Origin of the sequence: Cupriavidus sp. 2KB_3 (assembly GCF_052115685.1) — a bacterium.
GTDB lineage: Bacteria > Pseudomonadota > Gammaproteobacteria > Burkholderiales > Burkholderiaceae > Cupriavidus > Cupriavidus campinensis.
Genome location: NZ_JBFRHD010000003.1, coordinates 275,333 through 288,537, shown reverse-complemented (window position 1 = coordinate 288,537; position 13,205 = coordinate 275,333). Strand labels below are relative to the sequence as shown.

The 13,205-nt window shown below is 70.5% G+C and carries 7 protein-coding genes; 3 read left to right on the top strand and 4 right to left on the bottom strand.

The window, feature by feature from the left end; all coding sequences use genetic code 11:
• Positions 1-306 precede the first annotated feature (306 nt).
• Positions 307-1,314 carry an SDR family oxidoreductase gene (locus AB4120_RS04525; protein ID WP_149138993.1) on the top strand — a complete coding sequence of 336 codons (1,008 nt, stop codon included), beginning with the start codon at positions 307-309 and terminating at the stop codon, positions 1,312-1,314.
• Positions 1,315-1,342: 28 nt separating this feature from the next.
• On the opposite strand, the gene treY is transcribed toward AB4120_RS04525, so the two are convergent.
• The 4 genes from treY to AB4120_RS04505 form a co-directional block, all read right to left on the bottom strand.
• Entirely contained in the window at positions 1,343-4,033 is a 2,691-nt protein-coding gene (gene treY / locus AB4120_RS04520) for a malto-oligosyltrehalose synthase (RefSeq protein ID WP_441641887.1), read from the bottom strand.
• Entirely contained in the window at positions 4,030-5,985 is a 1,956-nt protein-coding gene (gene treZ / locus AB4120_RS04515; protein ID WP_149139403.1) for a malto-oligosyltrehalose trehalohydrolase, read from the bottom strand. Before treZ ends, treY begins: the two co-directional genes overlap by 4 nt.
• Positions 5,986-6,000: 15 nt before the next feature.
• Positions 6,001-7,641, bottom strand: coding sequence for a glycogen synthase GlgA (glgA, locus tag AB4120_RS04510; RefSeq protein ID WP_392388563.1), 1,641 nt, complete (start codon positions 7,639-7,641; stop codon positions 6,001-6,003).
• A gap of 394 nt (positions 7,642-8,035) precedes the next feature.
• Complete coding sequence (locus AB4120_RS04505; RefSeq protein WP_149138995.1) at positions 8,036-10,561, bottom strand: glycogen/starch/alpha-glucan phosphorylase; 2,526 nt, start codon at positions 10,559-10,561, stop codon at positions 8,036-8,038.
• Positions 10,562-10,796: 235 nt separating this feature from the next.
• Here AB4120_RS04505 and AB4120_RS04500 point away from each other — a divergent pair, with 235 nt between their 5' ends.
• Both AB4120_RS04500 and AB4120_RS04495 read left to right on the top strand, forming a co-directional pair.
• Positions 10,797-10,979: a hypothetical protein gene (locus tag AB4120_RS04500; RefSeq protein WP_092301406.1), complete on the top strand. Its 183-nt coding sequence runs from the start codon at positions 10,797-10,799 to the stop codon at positions 10,977-10,979.
• A gap of 253 nt (positions 10,980-11,232) precedes the next feature.
• Positions 11,233-13,182, top strand: coding sequence for a hybrid sensor histidine kinase/response regulator (locus tag AB4120_RS04495; RefSeq protein WP_441641886.1), 1,950 nt, complete (start codon positions 11,233-11,235; stop codon positions 13,180-13,182).
• The last annotated feature ends 23 nt before the right edge of the window (positions 13,183-13,205 follow it).

Here is a 13,205-nt window from a genome sequence, read left to right as displayed (position 1 = left end):
GCGGCGGGGGCTACGGCTTCCAGCTTATGCAGCACACGCCGCCTGCGAAAGCGGGGGCCGTCCTACACCGCCGCCGCTTTTACTTTCCAGTTGTTGTTTCCTGGTGGTTGTTTCCTGGTGGTTGTTTCCGGTTGTTGTAATTCCTGACCCCCAATGCTGCGCCGCACATCGGCGCGCCGCTGCCGCCAGCCGGGAACGGGACTTGCGACGTCGACAGGGGAGAACCCCCTGCGTGCGCCCGCAGTAGCCCGGATGCCCGCGCGCCGCATCCCATCCGAACCGGGCCTGGCAGAGGACGACACGGAAATGAGACCCCTGAAACCAATTGGCTCGCAGGTCATCGTGCTGACCGGCGCCACCAGCGGCGTGGGCCTGATCACCGCGCGCAAGGCGGCTGCCGCCGGCGCCCGGCTCGTGCTGGCGGCGCGCAGCGAGGACGTGCTGCACAAGCTGGCCGAGGAGTTGCGCGAACACGGGACCGAGGTCATTACCGTCAAGACCGACGTGGGCAACCAGGACGACGTGGCCCAGCTGGCGGAGGCGGCCATCGCGCGGTTCGGCGGCTTCGACACCTGGGTCAACAATGCCGGCGTGACCATCTTCGGCCGCCATGACGACGTGCCGCTGGAAGACCAGCGCCGCCTGTTCGACACCAACTACTGGGGCGTGGTGCACGGCTCGCTGGCCGCCGCCGCGCACCTGCGCCAGCATGGCGGGGCGATCATCAACATGGGCAGCGAGGCGTCCGACTGCGCCATGCCGCTGCAGGGCGCCTACGCGGCCTCCCAGCACGCCATCAAGGGCTTCACTGACACGCTGCGGCTGGAACTGGAGCAGGAAAAGGCGCCCATCTCGGTGACGCTGATCAAGCCCGCCGGGCTGGAGACGCCGATGGTCAGTCACGCCAAGAACTTCCTGCACGTGGAGCCGAAACTGGCGGCGCCGCTCTATGACCCGGCGATGGCCGCCGACGCCATCCTGTTCGCCGCCGCGCACCCGCGCCGGGACATGTTCGTGGGCGCCTCCGCCAAGGCGTTCTCCGCCGCCGCCTACCATGCCCCCCACGCGTTCGACCGCTTCATGAGCCGCTTCATGAGCCGCGCCCAGCAGACGCGCGACCCGGCGGGCCCGCGCGAGGACAATACGCTCTACGACGCCGGCAACTGCCTGCAGGAGCGCACCGGCAACCGCAGGGCGATCCAGTCCTGCCCGTACACGGCGTCCACCCGGCACCCGCTGCTGACCACGGCGCTGATGGTGGGCGCGGCAGCGACCATGGCGGGGCTGGTGCAACTGCGGCGGCGCCAGGAGTGAGTGAGCTGGTGCAGGCGAGTTTGTCGATTCAAGCCCGCACCAGCAGCGCCACCGGCAGGCTGGCCAGCGCGTCCTTCACGCGCACGTAGCCCGCGTGGGACGGCACCGCGTGGCCGGTCAGCGCATCGACCCAATCCCCTTCCGCATGCAGCGCGGTATCGCCCCAGCAATGCGGCGGAATGCGGGGTAGCGCCGGGTCCACATGGGCGGCGGCAAGCCGGGTGACGATCACCATCGCCTCCACCGACCCCACCGACCCCACCGACCCCACCGACCCCACCGACCCGCAGCGGCGCGAAAACGCCAGCACCTGCGGCGCCAGCTTGCCGGTGGCCGCCCGCGCGGTGTACTCGCCCCGGCTGAACAGCGCCGGCTGTTCGGCCCGGAACGCCAGCACCGACCGGATCAACTGCTGCTTGATGCGGCCATCGCGCCAGCGCGCCAGCCACTGCGCCCAGCCGGCCCGGCATTCCAGGCGCGCCTGAAGCAGCGCGTAGTCTGGCGGGCGCCGGTTGTCGGGATCGACAAGGCTGAAGTCCCAGCCCTCGTTGCCCTGATAGCAGTCCGGCACGCCGGGCGCCGTCAGCGCGAGCAGCGTCTGGGCAAGGCTGTTGAGCGCGGCGGCCGGGCCGATGCGGTCCGCGAAGCGGCCGATCTGCTCCAGCACGCTGTCTTTCCCACTGTCTTCCCCACTGTCTTTCCCACCCATGCCAAGCGCCGCCAGGAAGGCTTCGCAGGCGGCCTCGTAGGCCTCGTCGGGATGGGTCCAGCTCCCGTGGCGCTTGGCTTCGCGGATGGCCTTGCGCTGCCACGCCAGAATGCGGGCGATGAAGTCGCGCTGGGCGTCCTCGCTCGCCAGCGCGCCGGGCTCCGCCGGCCAGGCACCCAGCAGCGTCTGGTAGAGCATCGCCCGGTCGGTGCCGTCCGGCCCCTTCGGGGAGGCCACCAGCAGCGGGCCGATCTGCGCTTCCCAGCCGGCCACGGCCTCGGCCCACGTCCCGGCCATCTCGCTCAGTACCGCCAGCCGCATGCGCGCGTCCTCGCCGCGCTTGTGGTCGTGCGTGGCCACGGTCAGCATCGCGTGCGGCCAGTGCGCCTGGCGGTGCGCCATGCGCGCGTGGAACCGTTCCGGCGCCAGCGCCAGCGTGCCGGGAAAACTGCCCACTTCGTTACGGGACAGCAGCCGGCCGTAGCGATAGAAGGCGGTGTCTTCCGTGGACTTGGCCGCCAGCGCTGGCATGACCTGCTGCAGCCGGGTGCGGATGGCGCTGGCCGGGGTGTCGGCTGGGGTGTCCGCCCCGGCATCGCCTTGCAGGCAGCCGAGCAGGAAGTCGAGCGCCGCCGCCTCGTCCGGGGCGAGGTGGGTGCGCGCCTGCGCGGCGGCAGAGGCGACCATGGCGTCGTCGAAGGCCCGCGCATCTGGGTCCGCGCCATGTGGCGAGGCGGTGTAGTAGCTGCGATAAACCGGCACTGCGGCGAGGAAGGCGGTCAGCGCGTGGCGCAGTGCGTGAGCGCTGAGGTCGCGCGTGGCCGGTGCCGAGCGCGCCAGCGCGTGCAGGCGCGTGCAGACCGCGTCGACTTCGGCCACGAGGTGCCGGGCGATCACGCGGTGGCGGGCCGACTTCACATAGTCCGCGTAGGGCCGGCTGTCGCCGCTGATGCGCATCCACAGCATGTTCAGCGCGCCTTCGCCGCTGGCGTCGTGGAGCACGGCGGCCACCTCGTCCATGAAGTCGTAGCCCGTGGTGCCGTCCACGCCCCAGTCGGCGGGCAGCGGTTCGTCCTCGCCAAGGATCTTTTCCACCACGATCCACGGGTGCGCGCGGGCGCCTTCGGCGGGGCGGCCGGGGCGCAGCAGGTCCAGCCGGGCGCGCAGGCGCCGGCAGTAGCCGGCCGGGTCGGCCAGCCCGTCAACATGATCCACGCGCAGCCCGTCCACCCAGCCTTCGGCATAGAGGCGGAAGGCCAGCGCGTGAACGGCCTCGAACACGTCCTCGTCTTCCTCCCGCACGCCCACCAGCTCGGTGATCTCGAAAAAGCGCCGCCAGTTCAGCTCGGCGGCGCCGGTGCGCCACCACGCCAGCCGGTAGTGCTGGCGCTCCAGCAGCGCGTGCAGCCCTTCGGGAGTGCTCGGGTCGCCCAGCTCGGCCATGTCAGGCATCGGCTCGGGCATCGGCTCGGCCAGCGGCAGGCTGTGATCGCCGTAGCGCAGCGTGGCCGGCCCGCCCGGGGGCCGCTCCAGCCGGAGCGCGCCCGAGGCCAGCGTGTCCCAGTACGGGTCGCCGAGGATCGGCAGCAGCACCTTGCCGTGCAGCGCGGGGTCGGCCGGCTGCCAGTCGATGTCGAAATATTGCGCATGGGCGCTGCGCTGGCCGTGCGCGAGCACGTCGCGCCACCAGCCGTTGTGCGTGGCATCGGCAGCCATGTGGTTCGGCACGATGTCCACCACCAGGCCCAGCCCCGCCGCGCGGGCGCGCGTGGCCAGCGCCAGCAGGCCATCTTCGCCGCCCAGTTCGGGGTTGACCTGCGTGAAATCGGTGACGTCGTAGCCGTGGGTGGAGCCGGGGCGCGCCGTGGTGACCGGCGAGAGATACAGGTGGCTGACGCCCAGCCCGGCGTAATAGGGCACCAGCGCCTCGACATCGGCGAAGGTGAACCCGGCGTGCAGCTGGAGGCGCGCGGTGGCGCGCGGCACGCCGGCGTGGTCGAGGTCGGTCATGGGCGTTGCAGGCAGGTCACGCAGCAGTGTTCCGGCAGCGTGCCGGCAGCCAGCGTGGCGATGGCGCCGGGCTGGCTGGCGTGGATCATCGCGCCGCCGTCGCAGTCGACCACCACGGGCTCCTCGCCCAGATTCAGCCAGATCGACAGCCGGCTGCCGTCGCCCAGCCGCCAGCGCGCCACGAGGGCTTTGTCGCCCAGCACGGTCACGCCATCGGCGCGGGCGTTGCGCAGGCGCGGCATCAACTCGTTGCGGCGGATGGACAGCAGCTCGCCGTAGTAGTGGTTCCACGCACGGCAATAGCCGTCGGTGTCGTCGCAGATCGGGCAGGAGGCGTCGAAGGTCTCTGGCGCGTTGGGATCGGCGATCTGCGCCGAGCGGGTGTCGTCGCGGAAGGCTTCGGACGCCGCAAATTCGCGCCGGCGGCCGTCGCGCACGGCCTGGGCCAGTTCGGGCGGGTGATCGGTGAAGTACAGGAACGGCGTGCGCGCGCCGTGCTCCTCGCCCATGAAAACGAGCGGGATCTGCGGGCAGAGCAGTTGCAGCGCCACGGCGGCGCGCAGCGCGTCCGGCTCGGCCAGGCTGGCCAGCCGCTCGCCGAAGGCGCGGTTGCCGGTCTGGTCGTGGTTCTGGAGGAAAGTGACGAAGGCCGTGGGCGGCAGTTGCGCGCTAGGCTGCCCGCGCCGCACCTCGCGGCCCTGCAGCGGGCCGTTTTCGTCGCCGGAGCGATGGGGCGACACCTCGCCCTGCCACGCGAAGCCTTCGGCCAGCACCCGGGCCAGATGGTGGATCGGCGGCGTGCTGGCCGCCTTGTCGACGCTTACCGCCACGGTCTCCGGCAGGCTGGCGTGGTACTCCTTGTAGTAGCCGTCGTGCTCGCCGGTCAGCAGCACGTGCAGCGCGTGGTGGGCGTCGTCGTTCCACTGGGCATCGTAGCCGGCAGCCAGCAGCGCCGCGTCGTTGTGATCGTTCTCCAGCACCAGGTGCAGATGGCGGCCCGGCAGGCACTGGCGCAGGTCGTGCGCCAGCTGCGGCAGCCAGCCTTCGTCCTCGATGGCGTGTACGGCGTCCAGCCGCAGTCCATCGAAGCGGAACGATTCGAGCCAGTAGCGCGCGCTCTCGCCAAAGAAGCGCCGCACCTCCGGGCGCCGGAAGTCGATGGCCGGCCCCCACGGGGTCTGGCGGTCGGCCCGGAAGAACGTGCTGGCGTAGCGGTGCAGGTAGTTGCCCTCGGGGCCGAAGTGGTTGTAGACCACATCGAGCAGCACCATCATGCCCAGGCCGTGCGCGGTGTCCACCAGCGTGCGCAGTTCGTCCGGCGTGCCATAGCTGCGCTCGGGCGCGAACGGCAGCACGCCGTCATAGCCCCAGTTGCGCGCGCCGGGAAACTCGGCCAGCGGCATCAGTTCGATGGCGGTGAAGCCCAGCGCGGCCAGCCGGTGCAGCTGCGCGGTGGCCCCGGCGTAGCCGCCGGCCAGCCCCACGTGCATTTCATAGATCACGGCCTCGTGCCAGGGGCGCCCGCGCCACTCGGTGTGCTGCCACGGGAACGGCTCGGCCGGCTGGCACAGCACGCTGGCGCCGTGCACGTCGTCGGCCTGGAGCCGGGAGGCGGGGTCCGGCACGATGGTGCCGTCGTCGAGCCGGAACCAGTAGCGCGCGCCGTCGCAGCAGGCGGTCACGGCTTCGAACCAGCCGTGTTCGGTGGGCGCCATCATCACTGGCGTCATGCCGGCCACTTCGAGCCGCACGGGCTGGTCCTGCGCGGCGGCGTCCGGCGCCCAGAGGCGGAAGCGCACGCGGCCATCGGCCAGCCGCGCCGGGCCGAAGCGGTAGGCCTCGGCGCTTTCATCGTCACACGGCAGCAGGCGCGTGTCCGCGCCAAGCGTCTGCCATTGCGGAACCGGGGGGGCGGGCCGGGCGCCGGAGCCGGGCGCGGGCATGGCATACATCATGGTGCGCTACCTTCAGGCCGGCAGGCCCGATGTGACCGGTTCCACGGCGGGCGTGGTCGGGGAGGGACGGCGAACGCGCGACGGGCGCGCGGCGGGAGCCGCCATGGCTTCCGGCTGCAGGGCGGGCACGGCGGCAGGCACGTGGGCAGGCATGTTGGCAGGCACGTGGGCGAGGGCCGGCGCCAGCGCGCGGTACATCGCCAGATACTGCTGTGCCGGGCCGTCCCAGCCAAACTCCGTCTGCATGCCGGCGCGCTGCATCGCGCGCCAGTGGCGGGGGCGGTGGAACCAGTCTAGTGCGCGCGCGATGGCGGCGCCCATCGTTTCGACCGATTCGCCATCGAACACGATGCCGGTGGCGCGTGGGGCGGGCGCGGTGTCCTCGCCGACTTCGCCAACGTCGCGCACGGTGTCGGCCATGCCGCCCACGCGCGAGACGATGGGCACCGTGCCGTAGCGCATGGCGTAGACCGGCGTGAGGCCGAATGGCTCGAAGCGGCTGCCGTGCAGCAGGGCGTCCGCGCCGGCGTGGAGCAGGTGGGCGTCTTCCTCGCGATAGCCGATGGAGATGCCCACGCGGTCCGGGTGGCGGGCGCCGAGCGCGCGGTACGCCGCCTCCAGCGCCGGGTCGCCGCAGCCCAGCACCACGAACTGCACATCGTCATGGCGGCGCAGCGCGGCCTCCATCGCCAGCACCGCCACATCAGCCATTTTCTGGTGCGTGAGCCGGCTGCCCATGGCGATCAGGGGCCGGTCCGGCGCCTGCGGCAGGCCGTGGCGCGCCTGGAGCGCGGCCTTGCAGGCGCGCTTGCCGGCGAGGTCGCGGGCGTCGTAGCGCTGCGGCAGCAGGCGGTCGGCGTGGGGCGACCACGCGTCCGTGTCCACGCCGTTGGGAATGGCGCCGAGCACGTCGGCGCGGTGGCGCAGCAGGCCATCCAGCCCGTGGCCGAAGTGCTCGGTAAGGATCTCGCGCGCGTAGGTGTGGCTCACCGTGGTCACGCGGTCCGCGTAGCGGATGCCGGCCTTCAGGAAATTGAGCTTGCCCCAGAACTCGATGCCGTCCGGCGTCAGGCAGGCCGGCGGCAGGCCCAGCGCGGGGGCGCATTCCATCGGGAACACACCCTGGAAGGCGAGGTTGTGGATGGTGGCCACCGTGGGCACCGGCAGGCCGCGCGCGCGCATCAGCAGTGGCGTGAGCGCCGCATGCCAGTCGTGCGCGTGGACCAGTTGGGGCGCGGGCAGCGGCGTCTCGCCGGCGGCGACCAGTGTGGCGGCGTGGGCCAGCGCGGCGAAGCGCTGGGCGTTGTCGCAGAAGTCTCGCCCGGTGGCGTCCACATAGAGCGAGCCGGGGCGGTCGTAGAGCGATGGGCAGTCCAGCAGCACCACGCGCACGCCGCTGTCCGGCGCCTGGCCCTCCAGCAGCCGCGCCGGGCTGTGGCCGGGCGGCAGCGCCATCGGCAGCCGGATTGCGCCGAGGCTGCGCAGGTGCTTTGCCGCCGCCATGGCCCGGGGATAGCCGGGCATCAGGATCGTGACATCGGCGCCGCGCTGATGCAGCGCCTGCGCCAGTCCGCCCACTACATCCGCCAGCCCGCCGGTCTTTGCCAGGGGATGCGCCTCTGCCGCCACAAACAGGATGTTCGCCTTCAAGATGAGACTCCGCTTCCAGGTCGATTGGAAACGAACGCGCGGGCGGGCTTGCCTGCCGCCATGGCGCCGGGTTCGTTCTTCTTGTCTTGCCTGCGCAGGGCGCCGTCGCAATATGGGACCACCGGGACACCGATCCGCGCAGTCAGAAGGAAGAAGTCTGAAGGCGGCGGATGGCGAGCGAACAACCCGGGATGCGAAGGGCGCCGGAAAATCGCGCGGCTTCAGCAATGCGAACTCCGTGCCAGCATGTTGCACTGCGTGACGGGCGCGCCGCGTCGTGGCTGGCGGGGGGCTGGCGGGGGGCTGGCGGCGGGGCGGGCGGCGCGGCGGGGCCGGGTTGTGTATAAGGTGCTTGCCCGGTTGTAGAAACTACCGCGCCCGCCGCCGTTGATAGCACTTACGATCCGCCGCCCCCGCAGCGCTCGCTGAAGGTGCCGATGCCGTCGGCCTCCGCGCGGCGGGCGCCCTGCACCTGCCCGCTCGACCGGTGCAGCAGGCAGACCGGCACCGCCTGCGCGTGCCAGACGCGCTGGCAGTACTGCTCGATCGCCCGGTCGGACGAGAACCGCCCGGAGCGCGCGCTGGAGAGCACGGACATGCGCTGCCAGCGCTCGGTGTCGCCATAGGCGGCCGAGACCTGCTGCTGGCAGTGCAGGTAGGAGGCGAAGTCGGCCATCAACAGGTAGGGGTCGTGCTGGAGCAGGCCGTCGAACAGGGGGCGGAACACGGCGGCGTCGCCCTTCGAGAAGAAGCCGTGCTGGATCAGGTCCACCACGGCGCGCAGCTCGGGGCTGCTGTCGTAGTAGGTGGAGGGGTGATAGCCGGCGGCCTTGAGCGCGTAGACCTCGGACGCGTTGAGGCCGAACGGGAAGAAGTTGTCGGTGCCGATGGCGTCGCGCAGCTCGATATTGGCGCCATCCATGGTGCCGATGGTGATGGCGCCGTTCATCGCAAACTTCATGTTGCCGGTGCCGGAAGCCTCCTTGCCAGCCAGCGAGATCTGCTCGGAGAGGTCGGCGGCGGGGTAGATCTTCTGGCCGTGGGTGACGTTGAAGTTGGGCAGGAACACCACCTTCAGGCGGTCACGCACCTGGGGGTCGCGGTTGACCACGCCCGCCACCGAGGTGACGAAGCGGATCATCAACTTGGCGTAGTGGTAGCCCGGCGCGGCCTTGCCGGCGAACAGGAAGGTGCGCGGCTGCACATCCGCGTGCGGATCGGACTTGATGCGGTGGTAGAGCGCGATGATGTGGAGCACGGCCAGGTGCTGGCGCTTGTACTCGTGGATGCGCTTGACCATCACGTCGAACATCGAGTTGGGGTCCACCACCACGCCGGTGGTGTCGCGCACCAGCCGGGCCAGGTCCTGCTTGTTCTCGCGCCGCACGGCCTGCCAGCGCTCCCGGAAGGCGGGGTCGTCGGCATAGGGCTCCAGCGCCCGGATCTGCCCGAGATCCTTGATCCAGCCGTCGCCGATGGCCTCGCTGACCAGCCGCGTCAGCCGGGGGTTGGCCAGCGCCAGCCAGCGGCGCGGGGTGACGCCGTTGGTGATGCTGGTGAACTTCTCGGGCCACATCTCGTAGAGATCCTTGAGCACGTCCTCGCGCATCAGCCGGGAATGCAACTCCGCCACGCCGTTGATGGTGTGACTGCCAACGCACGCCAGATGGGCCATGCGCACATGGCGCTCGCCACCCTCGCTGATCAGCGAGAGCCGCGCCAGCCGCGATTCGTCGCCATAGAAGCGGATGCGCACCTCGTCCAGGAAGCGCGCGTTGATCTCGTAGATGATCTCCAGATGGCGCGGCAGGATGCGCTGGAACAGCGGCAGCGGCCATTGCTCCAGCGCCTCCGGCAGCAGGGTGTGGTTGGTGTAGGCGAAGGCGCGGCGGGTGATGTGCCAGGCCTCGTCCCAGGCCAGGTCATGGTCGTCGATCAGCAGCCGCATCAGCTCGGCAATGCCCACCGCCGGGTGGGTGTCGTTCAGCTGCACCGTGAACTTCTCGTGGAAGCGCGTGACCGGCAGGCCCTGCGTGGCGAGCAGGCGCAGCATGTCCTGCAGCGAGCAGGCCACGAAGAAGTACTGCTGCTCCAGCCGCAGCTCCTTGCCCTGCTGGGTCTCGTCGTTGGGGTAGAGCACCTTGGTAAGGTTCTCCGACGTCACCTTCTTGTTCACCGCGCCCAGGTAATCGCCCCGGTTGAAGGTGTGGAAGTCGAACGCCTCGGTGGCCTCCGCGCGCCACAGCCGCAGCGTGTTGACCGTGTTGACGCGGTAGCCGAGGATCGGCGAGTCGAACGGCACGCCCACCACCGTCTTGGCCGGCACCCAGCGCACGCGGTAGCGGCCCCGGTCGTCGGTGTAGTGCTCGGTATGGCCGCCGAGGCGCACCTCCACCGCCCATTCGGAGCGCTGGATCTCCCACGGATTGCCGTTGCGCAGCCAGGTGTCGGTGCTCTCCACCTGCATGCCGTCGATGATGCTCTGGTGAAAGATGCCGTACTCGTAGCGGATGCCGTAGCCCAGCGCGGGAATCTCCAGCGTGGCCAGCGAATCCATGAAGCAGGCCGCCAGCCGGCCCAGGCCGCCGTTGCCGAGTCCGGGCTCCTCCTCCTGCGCGAGGATATGGTCGAGGTCCAGGTTGAGCGTGGCCATGGCCGTACGCACTTCCTCCACGATGCCGAGGTTGACGAGGTTGTTGCCCAGGTGCGGCCCCATCAGGAATTCGGCGGACAGGTAGGCCACCGTGCGCGATGGCTGGCTCTGGTAGGCCTCGGCGGTGCTGATCCAGCGCTGCACCAGGCGGTCGCGCACGGTGTGGGCCAGCGCCTGGTAGAGGTCGTTGCCGCTGGCGTGGCCGGGCAGCTTGCCCTGGGTGTAGAACACGTGATCGAGAAAGGCGCGCCGGATGGTGGCGCTGGACATCGACGTCCGGGTGTCGTCCGACGGTTCGGCGGCCGGAGAAGGACCAGAGGGGCCAGAGGGGCCAGAGGCACCAGATGGGGCTGGCCGCAGCCGGGATGCTTCGTTCATCACTTGGCTCCTGAAAGGCTGAAAAAGCAGGCTGGTATGGAAACTGCTGCCTTGTCGGGGGTGTCTACCCGTGGGTGTTCTACCCTTGGATGTTCTACCCATTTCCTGCGACGACGAGGCCCCCAGCATGTCGAACCATATTCCGCATGACCCCGCGCGCCGGCCAGACCGCCGGCCCGACCAGTGTCCCGATCACAACAAGGAAAAAGGGGATCAACCCGCGCGCAACCTGCCTGACAAGCATCCCGTGCCGCCGTCGGTGAAGCGGCACAACAGCGAATCGGACGAGCCGCCCGTCGAGAACTACTGATTGCCGAGAGACCGCGCAAACCGCCGTCTGGTTCACCGCCGACGGCGGTTTTGCATGGATTGCCGGTAACGGTAAAAGTAAAGGTAAAGGTAAAGGTAACGGCAAAGATAAAGGTGCCCGTGGGCGCCCGTCCATGGCGCCGGCGGGCGCACCGTCTATGATGGAAGCGCCAGTAGCCGGCTCCGGCGCACCCCTGGCCTTCAGCCTGGCTTCCAAGAATAATCACGACAACGCCATCAGAGAGGGAATTCCTATGCCGGATCGGCAGACGCCGGATCTCGCATCCATCGGGGAGGGGGTCCTTGCCGCCGCGGGCGCCAGGCATGACACGGCACCCCAGACCGCGCGCGCGGGTGTCTGGCTCGCCGCGCTGGATGACGTCGCCATCTTCGATCTGACCCCCGACGGGCGCGTCCGCACATGGAGCGGGGCCGCCGAACGTGCCTTGCTCTACACCGCCGACGAGGTAACCGGCTGCCAGCTCGCCCGTTTCCACACGCCGGAATCGGTCCAGGCCGGCGAGCCCGCGCGCCTGCTGGACACCGCCCGCACGCTGGGCCGGGCCGAGGAACGCGGCTGGCGCGTGCGCCGCGACGGCACCGCGTTCTATGCCAGCGTGGTCATCCAGGCGATGACCGATGCCGATGGGGGCCCGGACGGCTTCACGGTGGTCTACCGCGATATCACCATCCGCTACGCCGCCGAGGAGCGCACCCGGGAGGTAGAGGCGCGCCACCAGCAACTGCTCGATACGCTGCACGAGCAGGCGGTGTGCGAACTCGGCCTCGATGGCGAGATCCGCGTCTGGAACAGCGGCGCGGGTGCGCTGTTCGGCTACAGCGCGGAGGAGGCCGTGGGCCGGCCGGTCTCGCTGCTGTACTCGCGCCAGGACGTGGCCAGCGGCCATGACCTGGCCACGCTGGGCGAGGTGCGCGCCAACGGCCAGTGGACCGGCGAGGCGCGCCTGCAGCGGCAGGACGGCGCGCTGGTGCGCTGTCATATCCGCCAGGCGCTGCTGCGCGATGCCGGCGGCTGCCCGATGGGCATCCTGTGGACGGCGCGCGATATGTCGGACAAGGCCCGGCTCGAGGAACTGGAGGGCGCCGGCCGGCGCGTGCAGGCCTTCCTCGCCATCCTGGCCCACGAGCTGCGCAATCCGCTGGCGCCCATCCGCAACGCCGTGGACGTGATCCGCCTGATGCCCGCGACGGACGCGCGCACCCGTCACTGCGCCGAGATCATCGGCCGCCAGCTGCAACTGCTGACGCGGCTGGTCACCGACCTGATGGACGTGGGCCGCGTCACCACGGGCAAGCTCAAGGTGCAGCCGGTGCCGACGATGGTCAACGACATCGTCACGGCGGCGGTGGAAGCCATCCGGCCTGCGCTGGAGGCGGCGGGGCAGAGCCTCTCGCTCACGCTGCCCGCCGGCCCGGTCTTCGTCAATGCCGATGCGGGGCGGCTGGGGCAGGTGCTCTCCAACCTGCTGAGCAATGCCACCAAGTACACGCCACGCGGCGGCGCCGTTTCGCTCCACGTGGCCACCGAGGGCGGCAACGTGATCACGGCCATCAGCGACTCGGGGCAGGGCATCGCGCCGGAGGCGCTGGACCGCATCTTCAACCTGTTCGCGCAGGAGGGCGACGATGGCGCGCGCGGCGGGCTCGGCATCGGCCTGGCGCTGGCGCGTGCCGTGGTGGAGGCGCATGGCGGCGCCATCCAGGCCAGCAGCGGCGGGCTCGGGTGCGGCAGCACCTTCACCGTGATCCTGCCGGAGGTGGAAATGGACGGCGCCACCGTGCCGCGCGCAACGGCCACCGATTGCACCGGGCTGCGCATCCTGATCGTGGATGACAGCGCCGACTCCGCCGACAGCATGGCCGAACTGCTGACCGTGCTGGGCCACGACGCCCGGCCGGCCTACAGCGGCACGCAGGCGCTGGAACTGGCGCGCGGCTTTGACCCGGACGTGGTGCTGCTCGACCTGGAGATGCCGGACATGAACGGCTTCGAGGTGCTGGCGGTGCTGCGGCCCGATCCGGCCAGCGTCGATGGCACTGGCCCGCGCATCTTCGCCCTGACCGGACACGGTACCTCGGACGACCGCAGGCGCACGCTGGCGGCGGGCTTCGACGCGCACCTCGTCAAGCCGCTGTCGATCGAGGCGCTGTGCCGCGCGCTGGCGGGGGATGGGGCGGGGTGATGTCACGAGGCCGTCCCTGCCAA